Annotated in this window: 21 protein-coding genes; 9 read left to right on the top strand and 12 right to left on the bottom strand. The window is 45.8% G+C overall.

Translation table 11 applies throughout. The features are described from left to right. Nucleotides 1–89 precede the first annotated feature (89 nt). From LAY41_RS11475 to thrS, 4 genes are all read right to left on the bottom strand, one after another. Entirely contained in the window at nucleotides 90–875 is a 786-nt protein-coding gene (locus LAY41_RS11475) for a DUF4058 family protein (protein WP_249097481.1), read from the bottom strand. Nucleotides 876–918: 43 nt separating this feature from the next. Further along, nucleotides 919–1227, bottom strand: coding sequence for a type II toxin-antitoxin system RelE/ParE family toxin (locus LAY41_RS11470; protein WP_249069036.1), 309 nt, complete (start codon nucleotides 1225–1227; stop codon nucleotides 919–921). Beyond that, complete coding sequence (locus LAY41_RS11465; protein ID WP_249069035.1) at nucleotides 1212–1400, bottom strand: hypothetical protein; 189 nt, start codon at nucleotides 1398–1400, stop codon at nucleotides 1212–1214. The genes LAY41_RS11470 and LAY41_RS11465 overlap by 16 nt, the downstream gene beginning before the upstream one ends. 99 nt (nucleotides 1401–1499) lie before the next feature. Then, a complete protein-coding gene (gene thrS / locus LAY41_RS11460; protein WP_249097479.1) occupies nucleotides 1500–3320 on the bottom strand; it encodes a threonine--tRNA ligase in 1821 nt (606 codons plus the stop codon). 237 nt (nucleotides 3321–3557) lie between these two features. Here thrS and LAY41_RS11455 point away from each other — a divergent pair, with 237 nt between their 5' ends. The 5 genes from LAY41_RS11455 (at nucleotide 3558) to LAY41_RS11435 (ending at nucleotide 6355) form a co-directional block, all read left to right on the top strand. Then, nucleotides 3558–3905, top strand: a complete 348-nt coding sequence (locus tag LAY41_RS11455; protein WP_249097476.1) for a DUF2605 domain-containing protein — start codon at nucleotides 3558–3560, stop codon at nucleotides 3903–3905. Between the two features lie 117 nt (nucleotides 3906–4022). Next, nucleotides 4023–4325 (top strand): DUF2973 domain-containing protein, encoded by a 303-nt coding sequence (locus LAY41_RS11450; protein WP_249097473.1) that lies wholly within the window; start codon nucleotides 4023–4025, stop codon nucleotides 4323–4325. 118 nt (nucleotides 4326–4443) lie between these two features. Further along, nucleotides 4444–5580 carry an AAA family ATPase gene (locus LAY41_RS11445; RefSeq protein ID WP_249097472.1) on the top strand — a complete coding sequence of 379 codons (1137 nt, stop codon included), beginning with the start codon at nucleotides 4444–4446 and terminating at the stop codon, nucleotides 5578–5580. After that, nucleotides 5573–5782 carry a hypothetical protein gene (locus LAY41_RS11440; RefSeq protein WP_249097470.1) on the top strand — a complete coding sequence of 70 codons (210 nt, stop codon included), beginning with the start codon at nucleotides 5573–5575 and terminating at the stop codon, nucleotides 5780–5782. The genes LAY41_RS11445 and LAY41_RS11440 overlap by 8 nt, the downstream gene beginning before the upstream one ends. A gap of 249 nt (nucleotides 5783–6031) precedes the next feature. Next, nucleotides 6032–6355 carry a hypothetical protein gene (locus LAY41_RS11435; RefSeq protein ID WP_249097468.1) on the top strand — a complete coding sequence of 108 codons (324 nt, stop codon included), beginning with the start codon at nucleotides 6032–6034 and terminating at the stop codon, nucleotides 6353–6355. A 111-nt stretch (nucleotides 6356–6466) separates the two neighbouring features. Here LAY41_RS11435 and LAY41_RS11430 read toward each other — a convergent pair whose 3' ends face one another. From LAY41_RS11430 to LAY41_RS11420, 3 genes are all read right to left on the bottom strand, one after another. Then, nucleotides 6467–8689, bottom strand: coding sequence for an amylo-alpha-1,6-glucosidase (locus LAY41_RS11430; protein WP_249097466.1), 2223 nt, complete (start codon nucleotides 8687–8689; stop codon nucleotides 6467–6469). A gap of 751 nt (nucleotides 8690–9440) precedes the next feature. Beyond that, on the bottom strand, nucleotides 9441–10460 hold the full coding sequence (locus LAY41_RS11425; protein WP_249097464.1) for a response regulator: 1020 nt from the start codon (nucleotides 10458–10460) through the stop codon (nucleotides 9441–9443). A 141-nt stretch (nucleotides 10461–10601) separates the two neighbouring features. Next, nucleotides 10602–11600 carry a YegS/Rv2252/BmrU family lipid kinase gene (locus tag LAY41_RS11420; protein ID WP_338022976.1) on the bottom strand — a complete coding sequence of 333 codons (999 nt, stop codon included), beginning with the start codon at nucleotides 11598–11600 and terminating at the stop codon, nucleotides 10602–10604. Between the two features lie 620 nt (nucleotides 11601–12220). Between LAY41_RS11420 and LAY41_RS11415 the strand changes: the two genes are divergently transcribed. Next, nucleotides 12221–12478 (top strand): CRR7 family NDH-1 assembly protein, encoded by a 258-nt coding sequence (locus LAY41_RS11415; RefSeq protein ID WP_249097460.1) that lies wholly within the window; start codon nucleotides 12221–12223, stop codon nucleotides 12476–12478. Between the two features lie 160 nt (nucleotides 12479–12638). On the opposite strand, the gene LAY41_RS11410 is transcribed toward LAY41_RS11415, so the two are convergent. Continuing rightward, nucleotides 12639–13202: a DUF2854 domain-containing protein gene (locus LAY41_RS11410; protein WP_249097458.1), complete on the bottom strand. Its 564-nt coding sequence runs from the start codon at nucleotides 13200–13202 to the stop codon at nucleotides 12639–12641. Between the two features lie 167 nt (nucleotides 13203–13369). Here LAY41_RS11410 and LAY41_RS11405 point away from each other — a divergent pair, with 167 nt between their 5' ends. Then, nucleotides 13370–13654: a hypothetical protein gene (locus tag LAY41_RS11405; RefSeq protein ID WP_338022975.1), complete on the top strand. Its 285-nt coding sequence runs from the start codon at nucleotides 13370–13372 to the stop codon at nucleotides 13652–13654. 92 nt (nucleotides 13655–13746) lie between these two features. Then, on the top strand, nucleotides 13747–13929 hold the full coding sequence (locus tag LAY41_RS11400; RefSeq protein WP_249097522.1) for a hypothetical protein: 183 nt from the start codon (nucleotides 13747–13749) through the stop codon (nucleotides 13927–13929). Between the two features lie 33 nt (nucleotides 13930–13962). Here the strand turns inward: LAY41_RS11400 and LAY41_RS11395 are convergent, their stop codons facing one another. From LAY41_RS11395 to sodB, 4 genes are all read right to left on the bottom strand, one after another. Then, the gene (locus tag LAY41_RS11395) at nucleotides 13963–14337 is read right to left on the bottom strand and encodes a response regulator (RefSeq protein WP_249097456.1); all 375 of its coding nucleotides are present in this window, start codon (nucleotides 14335–14337) and stop codon (nucleotides 13963–13965) included. Nucleotides 14338–14864: 527 nt separating this feature from the next. After that, nucleotides 14865–17018 carry a polyphosphate kinase 1 gene (gene ppk1, locus LAY41_RS11390; protein ID WP_249097454.1) on the bottom strand — a complete coding sequence of 718 codons (2154 nt, stop codon included), beginning with the start codon at nucleotides 17016–17018 and terminating at the stop codon, nucleotides 14865–14867. Between the two features lie 191 nt (nucleotides 17019–17209). Beyond that, nucleotides 17210–17443, bottom strand: coding sequence for a hypothetical protein (locus LAY41_RS11385; RefSeq protein WP_249097451.1), 234 nt, complete (start codon nucleotides 17441–17443; stop codon nucleotides 17210–17212). Nucleotides 17444–17562: 119 nt separating this feature from the next. After that, nucleotides 17563–18165: a superoxide dismutase [Fe] gene (gene sodB, locus LAY41_RS11380; protein WP_249097520.1), complete on the bottom strand. Its 603-nt coding sequence runs from the start codon at nucleotides 18163–18165 to the stop codon at nucleotides 17563–17565. A 482-nt stretch (nucleotides 18166–18647) separates the two neighbouring features. On the opposite strand from sodB, the gene LAY41_RS11375 reads away from it, so the two are divergent. After that, nucleotides 18648–19226 (top strand): hypothetical protein, encoded by a 579-nt coding sequence (locus LAY41_RS11375; RefSeq protein WP_249097448.1) that lies wholly within the window; start codon nucleotides 18648–18650, stop codon nucleotides 19224–19226. Nucleotides 19227–19316: the final 90 nt, after the last annotated feature.

The raw sequence follows: 19316 nt of genomic DNA, 5'->3' as shown, positions 1-19316 counted from the left end.
TCTTATCTGCGTTCATTTGCGTTCATCTGCCTTCATCTGCGGTAAAATTCTAACCAACGATGACAACAGACAATTTGACGATAATTTTATCAGCGTAACCCTTTCTCTCGCAACAAACCATCTGCCCAAACAGCATCTGCCTCTGACAATTTTGGTACTGGTTCCCCACTGTAATCAATTACAAAATCATAACCCGCTCTGTCATAAACACCGCCAATTAACGCCTGCAAATCTACCACTGGTTCTAAATCTCCTATTCGCAAAGGCAACGGGAAAGTGGGAATCGCATCCGGTAAATTAAAAAGGTAAAGATCCGCGTTTGGGCGACGTTTTTCCCGACTGACCAAAATTCGATAACTCCCCTGAATATTATTGCCAAAAACAGGCATAGGTTGCCCACTACGCAGTAAGTCTATCTCTACTAAATGAGTGCGACTTGCCAATACCTGTTGACGTTTTTCTTCGTATATTTCCCTTCCTTGTCCAGTGCGTTTATTAGTAGGCGAAAGCACTTCTATTACTGTCACCACCTCTTTAGTTGCTATCTCTCGCACTTCTAAATATCCTTCTCTAAATTCCATCTGCATTGGTACTGTTACCTGTAAAGGTTTCGTGAGTGGCGCTGCGACGGCAACATTAGAAGTGGGAGAGGTTGTTTGACTTGTAAAACGTTGGACGGTGACATCGGGAATACCGACTAAAAGGGAATCTTCCCCATCGATCTGATAAACCCGTTTTTCAATATCTACTATATATTTGGGAAGCAGTTGAGGAAGCAAAGCATCAGCGATCGCAACTATAAACCGATGATGAACGGCAGGCCACAATTGAGGATTTTCTAAATATGGATTCATTCCCGGAAAAGGAGAAGGCATAGACTTATTTTCCTTCAAATTATTTGCTTTTTTGTAGCAGTCATTAATCTAAACAATCAATGTCCAATTCCTCCAATAGTCTTTTTCCATGAATCACCGCCGCAATAGTTACAGTTTCACCCTGTATTCGATAAATAACTCGATAGCTATATGCAAACTGTTCCCTGATAGTTTGTTCACCAAATTCCGGTACAATGCGCCCTGCAAAAGGAAATTTGCTTAAGTTTCGAGTCGCGTCAAGTATTTTGTTAATTACTGCCGCAGCATAGGAAGTAGAATCACGCGCTATATATGCGGCGATCGCTTCTACATCTTCTAAAGCTTTGGGCGACCACACTACTTGATAAGCCATTTGCTCAAATGCCTTTCTGCTTCCTCTTGTGTTACTGTTCCTTTAGTGTCGGCTACTTCCAATCCCTGACGAACTTTCTCTAGTACATAAAGATGATATTGGACATCTTCAAGGGAACAATCATCTGGCAATTTGCTCAAGAGAGATTCGACTTTCTGTTTTGTGGTAATCATAACTTTGCTTTTAAGTCATCTATCTGTCATTTTCTAGAAGTTACCGCAGCAGGCGATCGGGCCAAAGTAAAGCAAGGTGGGCTATGCCCACCCTACTTTTTAGAAGGTGCTGTAGTTTGCGATCGCACTTTTCATCCTTTCCATCACTTCCGCCACCGGAATTTCTCCCAATTCCCCAGAAGCGCGAGTGCGAATATTCAAGCTATTCGATTCAACCTCTTTCGCTCCCACTACCGCCATTACGGGGATTTTATCTTTTTCCGCATTGCGAATTAGTTTAGCCAATCGCTCATTGCTAGCATCAGCTTCGGCGCGGATACCGAGAGATTTCATTTTCTCTGCGACCTCCTGTGCAAAAGGCAGAAACTCATTACTCACCGCCAATAATCGCGCTTGTATTGGCGCTAACCACAACGGGAAATCACCCGCATACTCCTCAATTAATATGCCAATTAGCCTTTCTAACGAGCCAAAAGGAGCGCGGTGAATCATCACCGGACGTTTCCGAATACCATCTTCTGCAACATACTCCAAATCGAACCGTTCCGGCAAGTTGTAATCTACCTGAACAGTACCCAATTGCCACTCTCTATCTAAAGCATCTTGGAAGATAAAATCCAATTTTGGGCCGTAAAATGCCGCTTCTCCAATGCCTTCAAAATAGTTCATTCCCAGCTTTTCGACAGCGCGGCGAATAGCACCTTGGGATTTTTCCCAAACTTCATCAGAACCGATATATTTATCGGAAGTTGGATCTCGGAAACTCAGTCGCGCCTTGAAGTTTTTCAGTTGCAAACTCTTGAATACCGACAGAATCAAATCCACAACATTGATGAATTCCGCATCCAGTTGTTCTGGCGTTACAAATAAGTGAGAATCATCCACTGTGAAACCGCGCACTCGCGTCAAACCACCCAATTCCCCAGATTGTTCGTAACGATAAACTGTGCCAAATTCAGCTAAGCGCATCGGCAATTCCCGATAGGAACGCAACTCGCTTTTATATATCTGAATGTGGAACGGACAATTCATCGGTTTGAGAACAAAACCTTGTTCGAGTGCGGCTGCTTCTTCGTCCTCCGCCATCAGCGGGAACATATCTTCTTTGTATTTTTGCCAGTGTCCTGAAGTTTTGAACAAATCGACTCTGGCGATATGCGGCGTCACAACTGGCAAATAACCTCGTTTGACTTGTTCCTGCTTGAGGAAATCTTCCAGAATACTTCGCAATACCGTACCTTTGGGAGTCCACAAAGGCAATCCAGGCCCAACTTCATCAGCAAAGATAAATAGTCCCAGTTCTTTACCCAGTTTGCGGTGATCTCGGCGCAGCGCTTCTTCTTTGCGTCGCTGATATTCTTCGAGCTGTTCTGGAGTTTCCCATGCTGTACCGTAAATCCGCTGCAATTGCGCTTTGCTAGAATCGCCGCGCCAGTAAGCACCAGCTAAGCTTTCCAGTTCAAATGCTTTGGGGTTCAAATCGGCGGTATTTTCAACGTGGGGGCCAGCACAGAGATCCCACCATCGATCTCCCAGGTGGTAAACGGTAATCGGTTCTTGCAAACCTTCCAAAATTTCGAGTTTGTAAGGCTCGTTAATCTCTTTAATCCGGCGAGCGGCTTCTTCGCGGCTGACTTCTTCGCGAATTACTGGCAGTTTGCGATTGATGATTTTGATCATCTCTTTTTTGATCGCCTTCAGATCTTTTTCTGTAAAAGGCTCTGGATGGTCAAAATCGTAGTAAAATCCATTTTCAATCCAAGGGCCGATCGTAACTTGCGCCTTGGGAAACAGCTTCTGCACCGCCATCGCCATCACGTGGGAAGTCGTATGACGAATCTTTTTTAAGGAATCCGATTCACTGGTGCGAGGCAGATGAATTTTAGCTGGTTGTTGTGGGGAATCAGGAGATTCTGACATAAGTGACGGCGACTTGACCATGTAACGACTATCCGGGACTTTACAAATGCCCCTCAGCCTCTATCTTAACCAGCAGAGGAGCAGAGGAGCAGAGGAGCAGAGGGGCAGAGGAGCAGAGGGGCAGAGGAGCAAAATCTTCCCCCTCTTCCCTAGCCCCTAGCCCCTAGCCTAGCTGTAACGAAATGTAAATTGATTTAAGGTTATTATTTAGATAAGTTAGTAATCTGTATTTAATTCATGCTTAACTCCAACCTGCCTGAGTCTGAGTTGCTCAAAAGCCTGTTGCAGCCGTTGTTGGAAGACTTTCAATATTGGTTTGGGCGATCGCGCGACTTACTGGAAACAAAAGAAATTTCTTTCTTGAGTCAACAGCAGCAATCCGACCTCTTGGCGCGTGTGAAGCACGCTCAGAGTGAGGTAAGCACAGTCGAGATGCTCTATAAAGCAACAGGCGGTCAAGCTGGCGTGGAAACGGCAGCGCTGATCCCGTGGCACCGCTTGGTGATGGAATGCTGGCAGGTGGGAATGCGTTTTCGCCTTGAGCAGTCTACCGAACAAAAACAGGACAAGGAGACGCAAGACTAAAACATCTAGGATCTCTGCATTCGCAGAAGCCTTGTTAATTGTCGATAAAACCCTCTTATTTACCTAAAAATCTTTCACGGCTCGCCCTATAGACTGTCTGACTCGGAGGAAAATCTCATGTTACACCTACTTTACATTTTAGCCTTTACTTTGCTTGCCTTCTTAGCCGTTGGCAATCTGATCCGCAGTTTGATAAGCATAAGCGCTGATTATAATTACAACAGTTTGTCTTCAAGTTCTCAAGCAGCTTACCGTTCAGGTTCTCGCAGACCTAAGCAGGTGCCGCACCCAGAGTTTCTGGATGCGGCTGGCAACGTAATCGATGAGCCTCTTTTGGTGATGCGATCGATCGGCGTTGAAGATGCCCGTCAACAATTAGAATCGCTTTATCAAAATCCCCCAGAAAGTTCGTCTTCTTGATCCTGCAATTCAAAGAAGTTTTTGTAGGGTGCGTTAACGCAGTGTAACGCACCAAAACTATCGGGAAATTGTGTTGACACTGTAGGCCGGAAAAATCAGCTTTCATGTTAGCAATCAAATGCTAGAAAAAGTAGAACTTCATAACTTCAAAAGTCATCGAGATACGCAACTTATTTTAGATAGTTCTCGCCTACACGCACTTGTAGGACAGAACAGTTCTGGTAAAACATCAGTCTTGCAAGCATTGCATTATCTCAGTCGGCTTGCTAATTCATCATTCGCAAATATTTTTCAGGATGAAAGAGCGCCTCAATTTATTACCACAATTGGGCGAGACAATATGTCTGTTACTGCAAGTGGTTTTTGGGGATACAAAGATCGGAAGGATTGGGAAGCTTGCTATCAATGGCAACAAAGCGTTAATCCTCCTTGGTTCCCCACAACATCATGGAAAGTCGATCGACGAGATGAGGGAAATTTGGAAGGATGGTTAAGCTCGTTAAACGAGGCTTCATATCCAATACCCCAATCCTTGAGATACGCGGTTCATCTTAAGTTAGTAGCTACTAACCTTGCTAAAGCAGCTTACAGTGATGCAATTACGCCGCGAGTAGAGTTTGATGGTTCAGGCTTAGCACCTACCTTGGACTATCTACGCGATGAAGCTCCAGATAAATTTCAATCCTTACAGGAAATGTTGCAACGGATTGTCCCAGGTGTAAGGAAAGTAGGGGTAAGGCGAGCCAAGGTTACGGTCAATCGTCAACGGTCAATCGAAGTCGATGGAAAATCTATCTCATACGAAGAAAGTCAGGAAATGGCAGGGCAAGAAGTTGTCCTAGACATGAATGCGGGCGATCGCATTCCAGCCCATGCCATTAGCGAAGGAACTATGCTCGCGCTTGGATTATTGACTGTTTTGATGAATCCCAATCAACCGAATTTAGTGTTACTAGATGATGTTGAACAGGGGCTCCATCCAAAAGCACAACGAGAATTGATTACTGTTTTTAAGGAAATTATTAAAGCCAACAACAATCTGCAAATTATTTTTTCTACCCATTCTCCCTATATTGTAGATGAACTTACTCCTTCTCAAGTCCATGTATTAAGTAACAATAATTCAGGTTTTACTCGTGGCAAAAGATTGGACGAACATCCTGATGTAGAATGGGCAAAACAAACTTTAAGCACTGGGGAATTTTGGGATGCTGAGGGAGAAGATTGGGTGGTTGTCGGAGAAATAAATGAATGAATTTATTGTAATTGTGGAAAGTAGCGCAGATGCACAAACCGCTACTAAATTAGCTGAGCGCGTTTTAGTGGATAAAGTTGAATGGTTAGAGAACGAACAGTTTCAATATTTCTTTCGGTGGAGTGGTTTAGAAGAAAATACAGAACATTCCTGTTGGAGAGATATTGGCTCTTTCGGAGTTGCTATGCTTTTGTTCACCTAAGAACATTTTTATTTCTTTTCTCCTCTCCCACTCTCCCCCTCTCCCCCTTTCCCACTCTCCCCCTCTACTCAAATAGCATAGTAAGTACGGAAGAGCCGAATTTTTCAAAAAACACGACAGATTAAAGCGGTTATCTTTATTCGCGATTTAGATAATCAACCCGAAAGAAGAGAAGGTATTGAACAAGCGCGTTCAGAACACATCAATCTCCAACCTAAATTAGAAATTGTTATTGGCACAGCCGACCGAATGCGGGAAGCCTGGGTTTTGAATGGATTTATTCCATCTAATCAAGAGGAAGAACAAATTCTAGAAGAGATAAGCACCCAATTGATGTTCGATCCTTGTAAGGAGTCACACAGACTTCGCTCTAACTCGTGGTCAGAACCCGATCGAATCAGAAATCCTAAAGTTGTTGTTGAAAAGCTAACAGGGGGCGATAGGTCACGCGAATGGCAGTGTTGGGAAGAAACGAGTCTGGAACTTCTCCGAAAAAGAGGTGTTTATACAGGGTTAACAACCTATATTCATGAAATTGAGCAACGATTGACTCCAATTATTTTATCTGAGTAGATGAGAAAATAGGAATAATTCCTATGAAACCGGATTTGATATCAGTTCTTGGGGAGAGCTTCGCCCAACGACAATGGTTAGGCCGATCGAGCGAAGCTAAGGCACAGTAGTTTACGCTTCAATTACAACGCGCAAATTCCCCCGCTTCTTGGCAACTCGGCAAGAAGTAGTCTTTTCAGTACGATCGAACTCTAGATCCAGCAGAGTTCCCCCAACTCTCAGATTGTGCAGCGATAAAGAATCGATCGACTCTGGCAAAGCCGGATCGATAATTCGCAAGCAATTATTAGCGGCGTCAGGCACCAGATTAGTGACCATTTGCAGTAACTGAAAGATGCTGCCGGTCGCCCAAGCTTGGGGTGAGCAAGCAACAGGGTATCGCACGGGAGTATTATCGCCACTACGCTCATAGCCGCAAAACAGTTCTGGCGGACGTTGATAGGGTTGATGCTGGGTCATGTCGATTAATCCCTGGAAAATTTCTAAGGCTTGATCGACCAAACCGAGACTGCGTAACCCCATCGCAGTTAGGGCATTGTCGTGGGGCCAAACAGAACCAATGTGATAGCCCATTGGATTGTAAGCTGGTGACAGACTGCTGAGAGTGCGAATACCCCAACCGTTGAACATATCGGGTGCCCGCAGTCGTTCTGCTACGCTATAAGCTTTTTCTGGGGTGAGAATACCAAGACTCAGACAGTGACCGGGATTGGAAGTAATGCTGTCAACGTGCTTACCTTCGCCATCCAGAGCTAAAGCGCAGAAACCTTCATCTTCCATCCAAAAATCGCGATTGAAACGAGTTTTCAACTCTCTGGCTTCATCTAGCCAGCGATCGGCCAAATCAATCCGCTTCTTCATTCTGGCAATTTCAGACAGACGCACTTTCGCAGCATAAACATAAGCTTGCACTTCGCACAGAGCGATCGGGCCATTTGCCTGCTGACCTTTACGATTGACAATACAATCTCCAGAATCTTTCCACCCCTGGTTGACTAAACCGCGTTGGGATCGAGAGGCGTAGGTGAGGTAACCAGTTTCTTTACAGTTGCGATCGATCCAATCCATTGCCGCTAAAGCATTAGGCCACAAACGATCCAGGGTTTCCAGGTCGGCAGTCCAAGCATAGTACTCGGCGTAGAGCATTAACCACAGGGGTGTGGCGTCCACAGTGCCGTAATAAGGCGTGTGGGGCACCTCTTTGCAGCGAGCCATTTCCCCAAAGCGAATCTCGTGCAAGATTTTGCCGTATTGCTCATCGCGCCAATCATCGTCTGTTTTACCTTGGTATTCGGCTAGAATATGGAGAGTTTCGCGCGCGATCGTGGGATTGAGCATCAAGGTTTGAGACGCCGCAATAATTGAGTCGCGCCCAAACAACGTCGAAAACCAAGGCACCCCAGCAGAAAGCGTTGAGTTCTTACCAAACGACTGCCGCAGCAAGTAAACATCCTGTTCACCACGCTCTATAGTCCGGTTAAATATGGCTTTATCGGAACGAATTCGCGTAATCTGTTGAGCCCAATTTTGCTCCTCCATGTACTCCGCTGCCCTAGCTTGCGACAGGGTAGCAGGGATATTGGGCCTGGATGTCGGTCGGTTGTTGGTAAACATCACAAGCCGATAACCCAATCTCTGGGTTTCGTGAGGCTCCATCTCTAGCTGCCAAATCGCCGTGTAACCCTTGAAAAAGTCTGGCGGACGATGATCGAAGTGGATGCGAGATTCTACGATCGAGCCATCCAGACCCTGATAAGCTAGCGTCAGCTCTTGAGTTTCTTCTTGGGCTAGTTTTCCGTCAAGGACCGATCGCAAAGCTTGCCCCCGTTTTTCCCTTGCAAAGCCCCGGACTTCAAATAAATCGACAAAATCAGCATCAAAGCTAATGCTAAGTTCAAAGCTAACAGGGCTAGTACTGTAATTAGTGATTTCTAATTCTGAAAACAGAGCCCCATTTAGCAGCAGTTCCCGCCGAATTCCCAGGGTGTCAGGTTTGAGACGATTTTCAATTTTGGGATTGGTACACAAAACAGAGAGCATAAACCCTTTATCGGCTGTGCTGTTGAGCAAAACAGGGGCTCGACCTTCTATCTGCAACTCCAGGCGACTCAGAAACCGGGTATCGCAGCAGAACAGCCCCATACTGGCGTTCACGTCATCTCTTAAATTGCACGCGATGTTGCCCAGCGTATCCGTCACCAAAAACATATCGTCATCTTTAATGGTGAGCGTCGGCTGAGGCTCATCATTCAGAACGCAAGGCCATTCTGGGATGGGCAGTTGATCTGCTGTTACAAAAGTTTTACCATCAAGCTCAAGAATATCTAGTGCCATTCCAACCAATTTTCGCTCTTCGTGTAAGGTTTTCGCAGTGTAAACTACTCCAACTAACCTAATGTATAGCAAAGTGATAAAGGCTTTAGTGCTTCGGCTTTAGTACAAACACAGTCTCATACCAAATCCGGGTTATTTACCCCCTTTATAGTGTGAAGTGTAGGGGTGAAGCATTGCGGCAATAAGTGTATTCCCAAGAGCCAAAGCCTTTCTACAGCAATGCTTCACCCAACTTATGGATAACGGGGGTTTTTATCCCGGATTTGGTATCAGTCTTGCTTTGCGCGTTTAATACTGTCCTAACCGCTTTCGTCGGTTGCGATAACTTATACCAGTTCTCCAAAATCGTGCAACAGTGGCTTGTGCCGATCGAATATAACCTCATGAGGCTAGCCGACGAGCATTGTAGCATCCTTTTGGAGAAATGGTATTAGCTATCTTTAACTTGGTTTTTTCCCAATTTTTATATTTTCGTTGTTGATGACAGTTTTGCCGTTGCAGTCGAGCGATTTTATGCAACAGTTTACGGGTAATTTTTAGTAAATACGGAAGAACCAGGATTTGTGCCAATAAAAAATTTTAATTTTTTAATTTTTACATTACTTCCTTCCCGCTAGAAGATTATCTATCATTCTTTTTCCCCTCTGCCCCTCTGCCCCTGGAGCCCCTCTGCGGCCTTATAGATATTCTTGAGAGCGGGAAAGGCGTAAGGGCTTGCCGTCAAAAATTAGACTCGATTGCAATAGTTCCCTTATCCCAATTTGTTGAGAATAAAGCGATCGCGTCCGCTAGCTTTGGCCTGGTAGAGCGCCTTATCAGCAGTATCGATCAACATTCTCGGCTCGTAGTTGGGAAGGGGAATGATACAGGCAATACCCAAACTAAGGGTGACATACTGGCTCACCTCAGACTTGGGATGCTTAATTTTCAAGGCTGCTACCTTAGCTTGGATCTCCTGCGCTACATGAACTGCACCGGCTTCAGGGCTGTTGGGCAAAATCACCGCAAATTCTTCCCCGCCGTAACGAGCCACCAAATCGCCAGCACGTTTGGCAGCGACTTGAATAGCAGCAGCAACCTGCTGCAAACATATATCTCCAGCTAGATGACCGTAAGTATCGTTGAAACCTTTGAAAAAATCCACATCGCACAAAATCAACGACAGGGGTGCTTGCTCTCGTCCCATCCGCCGCCATTCGCGATCGAGGGTTTCATCAAACCCGCGACGGTTCGCAACTTGGGTAAGGCCATCTAAGCAGGCAATCCGTCGTAACTCTTGATTTGCCGCTTCTAACTGTTTGTATAGTTGAGCTTGTTCGATTAAACGACGCACCCGCTGGCGCAGCACAGCCCAGTGAATCGGCTTAGTGATGTAGTCCGTAGCACCCACCTCAAAAGCTCGATCCACAGACTCGGCATCCTCTAAGCCGGTCACAATCAATACTGGCGTGGGACGATCGCGGATGTCCCAAGGTGAATCTTGTTGGCCTGACCCTTTGCCGTGTGATAGAGTTTTTTCAGAATCGTCCTCGTTCAATGATTGCAATTGGGCACAGCAAGTAAAACCATCCATTATCGGCATCATGGCATCTAGCAGCACCAGCTCCGGTTTTATGCGCTGGTAGGCATTTATTCCCTCCTGACCGTTAGTAGCTTCTACCACTCGGTATCCTTCTTTTTCCAGCGCTCGCCGCAGCAGAATTCGCATCATTTTTTCGTCATCGACGATCAGGATCAGGGGTGGTTCTGGTTGGCAGCCTCCGTTGTTCATTAAAAACCTCCAAAGGGCACCCCTTCCATGCCGCGCATGAGAGGGGAAGAATTTGGGTCAATTATGGTGGTTTGTTGGCGTAACGTGCGCCTAGCCAATTGCCACCACGATTGACGAACTATTGACATCTGAATGCCAAACTCAAACTTCCTCAGATTCTGACGGCGCTTTAGACTCAATTTTTAAGCCAGAAAGCCCCGACAGTTTTTCAGAAGGCTGCGCTTCTTCAACCAGCGGTACGATCAGGGTTAATCCCCCTGGAACGCACTCTACCTCAATAGGAGTAGTGCCGATGAGTTCACCATCAAGAACAACTTTCTGTGGTGGCTCGGTGCTTATTTTGACTTTTCTTGTCCGCAGATAACCGATATCGTCTCGCTCAGCTGCATTACCAGCAAGAGCGCTTTGGAGTAGGTGATAGGAGGCAGCGATCGCTCCTGCTACATTGATCGGTGCCACCACAGTCACATCCAAAAAACCATCATCCACAACTAGACCGGCTGGCCCTTGAGCCAAAATCGATGTGGGCGGTGCTATGTTGGCTACTGTCACGGCAGCTGCCGTAACTGTGATAATTTTGTCTTCGGTTTCAATCTCTGCTTCAAATCTTTCAAACTCTCTGAGCTGTTGTACTCCAGCTAAGATGTAGGCTAGCATTCCAAAGCGATTTTTAGCTTCTCGATCGGCTTTCTCGACCGTTTCCGCCTCAAACCCAACTCCAGCCAGTAAAACCATTGGTTTGCCGTTGCAGTAGGCAGCGTCGATCGTCTGCGTGACACCCCCCAAAATTGTTTCGCAGGCTGCTTGGATAGTGTTTGGAATCCCCAAAGCCGCAGCAAAGGCATTGGCAGTGCCCCGCGAAATTACTCCCAAAGGAATGTTTGTTCCCACTAAGGCAGCAGCGGCGGCTGAGATGGTGCCGTCACCACCAGAGACAATGACGGTTTCGACACCCCGTGCTAGAGCTTCCCCAGCCAAAGTACCTGCATCAACTTCCGGTGTCGTCAACAGAATTTCTAAGTCAATATCTGGCTCTAAGATTTCCCTGATTTGAGCCAAATCTTGGTCTGGGTCGTTTTGACCGGCAACCGGATTAAATATCAGAACAGCAGAACGGGTCATATTAAGCCGTTTAACCACTTTGTTTATCGTTTGTCGCTTTTTCTCTCTATTAGTGTAAGAAAAAAAACAACTGAGGGACTCTGGCAATATAATATAATCTAGCGAATCCCTATTACGGTTTGACTTATATCAAAGTGGAACGGAAGCCGTGCAAACCCAGTCGCTTTCTTGCGGGGAATAGCTCTATAGTGTCCTAACCTATGTGACTATGGCTATATATCCTATCCGAAAAGTAGATTTAAGAGATTTTTACAGCCCTTGGAAGGTGAGTGATACCAAATCCGGAATAAAAACCCCCGTTATCCATAAGTTGGGTGAAGCATTGCGGTAGAAAGGCTTTGGCTCTTGGGAATACACTTATTGCCGCAATGCTTCACCCCTACACTTCACACTATAAAGGGGGTAAATAACCCGGATTTGGTCTGAGGTACATAAAAACCTGGTTTCTTGAAGAAACGGGGTTTCACCGGGTGTACTTCATCCAACTGCAAACCGCTATAACCACAGATAAACACAGATGCGTAAAGCATTATGGTAATGCAAAAACCGTTTTTTAGGATTTTTCGGTATTGCTCTTCTTGGCGATCGGCTAGCTGATTACTAATATTTATTAAAGATTGAAATACAAAGAACCGAAAATGCCAGATTCTATCATGTTTAAGCAGGATGCTTTTGTCGTCCTAGAACCAAACCAACCAGAGCAATTCCTCACGCATCAAGAGTTGTTAGAAAAACTTAAGGGTATTTTGGCTCACCAACAGGATAATTTACCACCGGATTTGCAGAAATTTACATCCTTAGAGTCCCAAGCCCAATATTTGCTAGATACTTCTTGTGAGTTGGATGTTGGCCCAGGAAAGTATCTCCAGTGGTATGCCGTCCGCTTGTCCAAGTGAGGGGCTAGGGGGAAAAAGGGGCTAGGGGCTAGGGGCTAGGGGGAAGAAGGGAAGTGGGAAGAGGGGAAGTGGGAAGAGGGGAAGTGGGGGAGTGGAGAAGATTTTAGATTTTAGATAACAAAATTGAAATTAAATCTAAAATCTAAAATCTAAAATTCCCTTAGTCCCTAGCCCCTTCTTGTGGTGTCGCAATCAGAGCTAAGTCAATGCGATCGCTTTCTCGCTGGGTCAACTCAACTCGCACGCCTGGGCCAAAGAATTTTTCCATTTTCTCCTGCTTCTGTTGCCAAACTTCAAGGGGTATCTGCGGAGATTCAAATTCCAGCACCAAAGTGTAAGCACCTTCGACTTGTGTTTCTCGTATCCCTTCGATCGTTGGCCGTACTTCGTCTCTTGGGCTCAAACCTAGCTGAGATAGGGGTCTGTCAAACTGCGTATCTTGACCGTAGCTATGGCGAGTCAGGTCTTTGCGAAGCTTGTTTTGTGTTATGGTAGCTTGCTGGTTTCGCAGTTCCAGCACATCTGGAGGCGTCGGTTGAGAAAATGGTATAGGCTTGAGTTCGTTCGCCTTGAGAGCGAGTCCTCCTAGCAAAAGAGGAAACCCGTAAAAAAAACCTACCAGATTCAGCGTGGCATTATCAGCGAAATAAGCGGCGAATCCGACTACGGTTAAAATGCTACCCACAGTTAAGCCCAATGTTGCCAGCGAAGTTTGACGTAACATATTGATTAGATAGTTGAATCAGCAATCCTTATTATTTTCTATGGATATGTCACTGGATGAAGCTTGGGTTTGGGTAGGCGCGATGGGAGTGCGTGCCTCTGTAGGCTTATAGCCCTAGCGTGCAGGGATTCGCCACCTTTTATTAAATCGTGGGGGTTTGGGGGAGGATGTCAATCTTAAGTGTGGGCTTAAACATGACGGCAGACGGAAACCAGAATGGCACTCAAGAGCGTGCCCTACTAGAGCAGATTAACTCGCTCAAGCGGGAGGATGAAACGCTGTATAACATCTTAGCTGTAGATGTTTGGGCTCTAGCCAAGACTATGGATGAGTTTCAACCTGGGTTTTGGGCTGCCTTTATGAAAAATCGGGAGAAGGCGCTCAAGCGATTTATTGCTGAATCGGTTAAGAATAAGCATACAGATAGCGATCGGCCCCCTTTTCTGCGGTAGGGGCGGGTTTTAGCAGCAGCTATTCAATTCCAACAGATGCGATCTCTAATCTCAATTAAACTTGAGGTGTGAGTAAGCGAAAAATAAAGATGATGGAGCCAGAGACAATTAAAGAACGGATTTCCTTGATTGAAAGCAAACGCGAGGCTTTGTTACGGCTGTTAGAGCAACCAGACCTGGGCACTCTGAGAATTGATGTCAACCAGGCATTGGAGGAAATTGACGATCTGATTGAGGAGTTTAAAAGAACTTTTCCAGAAGCTGAAGCAAGTTAATATCTCGGCTGTGCCTGGTTACTCTATCAAGCGTTAGGGAAATTCACTAATGCTGCCACTCCGGTGACCTAGTTCTTTGACTAGCTCGATCAGATCGTGAGTGGCTGCTTCTTTGCTGCAAAAGGCATCAACGCTTGCCTTCGGGTTCATGGCGGCAGCTTGTTGCTGTTCCACTGCTGAGTAAGCGATGATTTGCGCTTGGGGATATATATTTTTGATGCAGCTAGAGGCACTCCAACCGTCCATGACCGGCATCTGCAAATCGAGAATGACGACATCAGGGTGGTAGCGTTCAACCATTCTAATGGCCTCTAGGCCGTTACAGGCTAAGCCAACCAGCTCGATATTCTTTTGGTTAGAAAGGGCAAACTTCAGGCTCAGCCGAGTGAGTTCGTGATCGTCAACCACTAGGACTTTTAGAGTAGAACTATCACAACAGGACAACATTACGACCTCAGATGCTTAGGAACTGTTAAATGTAGCTTCACTTTAAGCTTGCTGAGTGCTGTTTTTCATCTATCATTTGAGCTAGTCAATAAAATTGATTGGGCACTTAATCCCTTAAACTTCTATCGAACTGTAATACAAAGACATAATTCTTAAGAAATACTTAGTGTAACAATACTTGAGTTTAAAATTCAGTCTCTTCAGTGAAATATCGGTCAATTTCAGATTATCCGCGAGGGAGGGCTTGTTTCTGCGTATATTCACTGATATTTTGCAGCCTAGATTTTTTTATAAACGAATTCGCGATCGCTTAATCATGAAGAGGGAAAAGCTCTTCATTTATAGCAACCGATGAGTCAGTTAGGACGTTCTTAATCCCTGAAACCCTTGATTATAGACCCTTCTTCCCCACGCCCGTAGCTATATCTCTCTTCCCATCTTCCTATTTCCCGATCCCCGCCAAACCCGGACAAAAGCGAAAGTTTGAATTAAGCTAGACCAGCTGAGTTAAGCGCCATTTCCATCAAAATCGTTTGTGCATTTTGCTCTCTGCCGTTGTCAGCCGGACGCCGTTGGATGTAATTGCCATCTGGCTGTAATTCCCAAGCTTTGCGGTTATCTGCCAGCATAATTCCCAGGATTTCTTGTAAATCTTTGGCTAGATTTGTGTCTTCTACAGGTGCTAGAGCTTCCACCCGTCGATCGAGGTTGCGAGTCATCCAATCGGCACTGCCAATATAAACTTCCTCTTGACCTGCATTATGAAAATAATAAATCCGAGAGTGTTCTAAAAATCGCCCCACAATGCTGATAACGCGGATATTTTCGCTCAAATCTGGGAGTCCCGGACGCAGACAGCACATTCCGCGCACAATCAGATCGATTTGGACGCCCGCTCGCGAGGCTTCATAGAGTGTAGCAATAATTTTGGGATCGACCAAGGCATTCATTTTGGCGACAATGCGACCGGAACCACCTTTTTGGCAATGTTCTGCCTCTCGCAGGATCAGGGAAGTCATGCGATCGCGCAGATTCACTGGTGCTACCAACAGCTTACGGTAAGACCGTTGTCGGGAATAGCCAGTCAAATAATTAAACAGATCTGTAAGATCGGCCCCCAAATCTTCACGACAACTTAAAATACCCAGATCCGTATAAACACGGGCTGTCTTAGGATTGTAGTTGCCAGTGCCAATATGGACATAGCGACGAATGCGATCGTCCTCTCGACGTACTACGAGTACTACTTTAGTGTGAGTCTTTAGACCTACCAAACCGTACACCACATGAACCCCAGCTTGTTCTAGCTTGCGCGCCCAGAGGATATTGTTTTCTTCATCAAAACGAGCTTTCAGTTCTACCAATACCGCCACCTGCTTGCCATTTTCCGCCGCTGCAATCAAAGCATTGACGATCGGCGAATCTCCTGAAGTGCGGTAGAGAGTCATTTTAATCGCCAGCACATTTGGGTCGTGTGCCGCCTGGGTAATGAAACGCTGTACCGTCGCCGCAAAAGAGTAATAGGGGTGGTGTAGCAGTAAATCCGCAGCGCGAATAACGCTGAAAAAATCTTCTCCTTCTTCTGTCTCCCGCTGGAAATGGGGCCCATCGGGTTCGACAATTCGTCGCAAGCGAGGAGGTATTACGGGACTCCACACAGGGTCTTTCAAATCTGGGGCTGGTAATTCCATAAAAGACATTAAATCGCTCAGTCCCAGCAAACCCTCGATTTCATAGACATCATTTTGGTTTAAAGACAACTCCTGCATCAGCATCTTTAGCACTGGTTCGGAAGTGGTAGCTTGAATTTCCAGCCGCACCACCGATCGGCCCATCCGGCGTTTGCGAAGTTCCTGTTCTATAGCCAACAGGAGATCTTCTGCTTCATCCTCTTCCACCGCCAAATCAGCGTTGCGAGTAATTCGGAAAGGGTGACATTCCTGAATATTCATGCCAGGAAACAAAGATGCCAGATTATGGGCCATTACTTGTTCTAGGGGAACTCCTGTCCAGATTGCCAATTTGTCCTGCAATTCATCTGGCAAGCGTAAAAACCGGGGCAACACTTTGGGAACTTTTACACGCGCAAAAAATTCCTCTCCCGTTTCGGGGTCTTGAATCACCACAGCCAGATTCAGACTTAGATTGGAGATGTAGGGAAAAGGATGGCTGGGATCGACCGCCAGGGGAGTAAGTACTGGAAAAATTTGCTCTTCAAAATATTTTTGCAGGTAAGTCCGCTGTTCCTGGTTCAAGTCTATGTAGTCCAGAATATTGACTCCATGCTTGACCAGCATGGGTCGCAATTGTTGCTCGAAATGCTGATGCTGTTCGGCCACCTGGGGGCGCAGTCGGTGGCTAATTCCATCCAGTTGTTCGCTTGGCGTCCGACCATCTGGTGACAGACGACTTACCTTTGCTTCCACCTGTTGCTTCAGCGCCGCGACGCGAACCATAAAGAACTCATCTATATTTGAGCTAAAAATCGCCATGAACTTAAGACGTTCCAGGAGAGGCGTGCGAGGATCGATCGCTTCACAGAGAACTCGGCGGTTAAACTCTAACCAGCTCAATTCCCGACTGAAGTAATATTGCGGGTCGTTGAGGTTAATGGCAGTGGTAGTCTTTTTGGTTTTAGCCATGATTTTGAGTAGGAAAGAGTTAATTGGTAGTAACTCAAGTTGCTAGTTACGGGTCTAGAAGAATCATTCTGCTAATGTTCGTTATAAACATTTTTGTAGGGACACGGCATCATAAATATGTCGGTCATACAAAACATTTAATTATGCCGTGTCCCTACTACAGCTTATGTGACACGAAAAAACCCTACTCATTACCCACTACCCATCATCCCATCTGTGCCGAATACTTCATCTTCGATGCCAATCCACCATTCCCCTAAATTGCTCAAGTCTTGATGAATGTCGGCCAGCTCGTTGGTGTAGGCTTCGAGTGACAGGGTGGCGCGACGTTCTTGGAGTTTTTTGAGGCGGAGTTGCACCAGCAGCCACGGCTTTGAGATGCTGTCTGTTGCTTCGACGTACTGAGCTAGTTCTTTGCTATCCATAAGTTAATTTTCACAAAATCTGAAAATATCAATAAAGACAGCCACAATTTTAGTCCTGGCTGTCTTCGTGTGTGTTTAAGCTCAGGTAAGACTTGGGTAAAGCCTACCCAACATTTGGTTTAAGCCGCTTTGGCCATGTTTTCGGCAGCAAAGTCCCAGTTAACCAGACTATCGAGGTAGGTGGAGATGAAGTCTGGGCGCTTATTCTGGTAATCCAGATAGTAGGCGTGTTCCCAAACATCCAAAGTTAGCAGGGCAGTTTGGCCGTGGGCTAGCGGGTTTTCGGCGTTGGGAGTTTTGGTGACTTTCAGCGTCCCGTTGTCTAAGGCAAGCCAAGCCCAGCCGCTACCAAATTGGGTGGCGGCGGCGTTCTTGAATTCTTCCTTAAATTTGTCGAAGCTGCCGAAATCGGCGTCGATTTTTTCAGCTAATGCTCCGCTGGGAGTACCGCCACCGCCTGGTTTCATGGAACTCCAGAAAAAAGTGTGGTTCCAAACCTGGGCTGCGTTGTTGAATACACCGGCTTTGGATGAGTCTTTGAAGGTGGCTTTGATGATTTCTTCAAGGGACTTGTCGGCTAGTTCGGTGTTCTCGATCAGCTTGTTGAGGTTGTTCACGTAAGCAGCATGGTGCTTATCGTGATGGAACGAGAAGGTGTTGGCCGACATATACGGCTCTAGGGCGTTATCAGCGTAAGGTAATTCGGGAAGTGTAAATGCCATCGTGTTCGATCCTCTATGAGATATTTTGGTTTTAGACCTAATGCAAGTGCTAGCTTCACCAAACTCGGTAAATGGTTTGAAGTCCCCGGATTCATCCGTGGGGTCATACTCAGCACTCAGCACTTAGCACTCAGCACTACTGAACTAGCGGACTAGGGGGTTCACGCTCAGCAGTTCGAGTTACAAAACTGGTGAATCCCAAAATAATGATAGAACTTTATCCGAAAGTCGAACATCTTGCCATCTGAGGGATTTGACATCCAGAATTTTGACAGTACTCTAACTGCGATCGCGCTTATGTCCCCCGAAACGCCATCCCCCTTAAATTTGCCTCCTGATTCTCCACCCGTGAGGATTTTGATTGTGGAGGATGACCCTATGATGCAACTGGGGTTGGAACAGTCGTTAGCCGCTCATCCGCAGAAGGTCATCTTGTCGCAGACAGAGTATAGTCGAAACAGATCCACGCTCCTAACCGAACAATGAACCCCCAAAAGCCGCAACCCCTCGAAGCCTCTGGAGATAAAGCAGATCGGATTGCGTACAAACAGACGCCTGCGGATGAACTGCCAGAGCAAGAGGAAAGTAATCAAAATCTGATCTACTCGCGAGAAATAATCTTAGACTATCTCCGGCTGCGGATGTGCGAGGAAGTGTTTCATTTTGAGATCGTCGAGCAAATTAAAGTCAAAGTAAAAGACAATATCGCCACAGCACTGCGTTCCCTAAATCTAGATATAGAGAGTGGCAGCACCGAAAAGCGACAAGTTGATGTAACATTTGATGTGGAGTATCAGATAGGAGAATCCCCTAATTATAAAAATATTGTGCTGTTCCGCATTCAAATTAGTTTAATGAAATTACCCATTCAATTCACTTACGTCACGATTAATCAAATTATTGACTGCATTGAAACCTTTTTGAGTCCCGGCGATAAAGACGACGTTTGGCAACCGACGGTTGAAGATCGCATTGTGTATATGAAATGGGATAAAAAGGCCAAACCGATACCAGTGCTGGTGCTGGAACAATCAGATAAAGTACCGTTTGCTCTAGAGTAAACGATCCCGTTCTAAATATTAAATTGCTGATTTCAAATTAAAAAAATCCGCCAATATTAACTAGAAAATTATAAATAAACACGAGCCGGT

The sequence above is a fragment of the Argonema galeatum A003/A1 genome (assembly GCF_023333595.1).
Lineage (GTDB): Bacteria > Cyanobacteriota > Cyanobacteriia > Cyanobacteriales > Aerosakkonemataceae > Argonema > Argonema galeatum.
The sequence above is the reverse complement of the archived record's forward strand: the minus strand, read 5'-3'. Positions and strand labels throughout refer to the sequence as shown.

Coding starts and splice junctions, on each gene's coding strand:
- LAY41_RS11475 (WP_249097481.1), bottom strand. CDS start 875: ATGCCTTCTCCTTTTCCGGGAATGAATCCATATTTAGAAAATCCTCAA.
- LAY41_RS11470 (WP_249069036.1), bottom strand. CDS start 1,227: ATGGCTTATCAAGTAGTGTGGTCGCCCAAAGCTTTAGAAGATGTAGAA.
- LAY41_RS11465 (WP_249069035.1), bottom strand. CDS start 1,400: ATGATTACCACAAAACAGAAAGTCGAATCTCTCTTGAGCAAATTGCCA.
- thrS (WP_249097479.1), bottom strand. CDS start 3,320: ATGTCAGAATCTCCTGATTCCCCACAACAACCAGCTAAAATTCATCTG.
- LAY41_RS11455 (WP_249097476.1), top strand. CDS start 3,558: ATGCTTAACTCCAACCTGCCTGAGTCTGAGTTGCTCAAAAGCCTGTTG.
- LAY41_RS11450 (WP_249097473.1), top strand. CDS start 4,023: ATGTTACACCTACTTTACATTTTAGCCTTTACTTTGCTTGCCTTCTTA.
- LAY41_RS11445 (WP_249097472.1), top strand. CDS start 4,444: ATGCTAGAAAAAGTAGAACTTCATAACTTCAAAAGTCATCGAGATACG.
- LAY41_RS11440 (WP_249097470.1), top strand. CDS start 5,573: ATGAATGAATTTATTGTAATTGTGGAAAGTAGCGCAGATGCACAAACC.
- LAY41_RS11435 (WP_249097468.1), top strand. CDS start 6,032: ATGCGGGAAGCCTGGGTTTTGAATGGATTTATTCCATCTAATCAAGAG.
- LAY41_RS11430 (WP_249097466.1), bottom strand. CDS start 8,689: ATGGCACTAGATATTCTTGAGCTTGATGGTAAAACTTTTGTAACAGCA.
- LAY41_RS11425 (WP_249097464.1), bottom strand. CDS start 10,460: ATGAACAACGGAGGCTGCCAACCAGAACCACCCCTGATCCTGATCGTC.
- LAY41_RS11415 (WP_249097460.1), top strand. CDS start 12,221: ATGCCAGATTCTATCATGTTTAAGCAGGATGCTTTTGTCGTCCTAGAA.
- LAY41_RS11410 (WP_249097458.1), bottom strand. CDS start 13,202: ATGTTACGTCAAACTTCGCTGGCAACATTGGGCTTAACTGTGGGTAGC.
- LAY41_RS11405 (WP_338022975.1), top strand. CDS start 13,370: ATGTCAATCTTAAGTGTGGGCTTAAACATGACGGCAGACGGAAACCAG.
- LAY41_RS11400 (WP_249097522.1), top strand. CDS start 13,747: ATGGAGCCAGAGACAATTAAAGAACGGATTTCCTTGATTGAAAGCAAA.
- ppk1 (WP_249097454.1), bottom strand. CDS start 17,018: ATGGCTAAAACCAAAAAGACTACCACTGCCATTAACCTCAACGACCCG.
- LAY41_RS11385 (WP_249097451.1), bottom strand. CDS start 17,443: ATGGATAGCAAAGAACTAGCTCAGTACGTCGAAGCAACAGACAGCATC.
- sodB (WP_249097520.1), bottom strand. CDS start 18,165: ATGGCATTTACACTTCCCGAATTACCTTACGCTGATAACGCCCTAGAG.
- LAY41_RS11375 (WP_249097448.1), top strand. CDS start 18,648: ATGAACCCCCAAAAGCCGCAACCCCTCGAAGCCTCTGGAGATAAAGCA.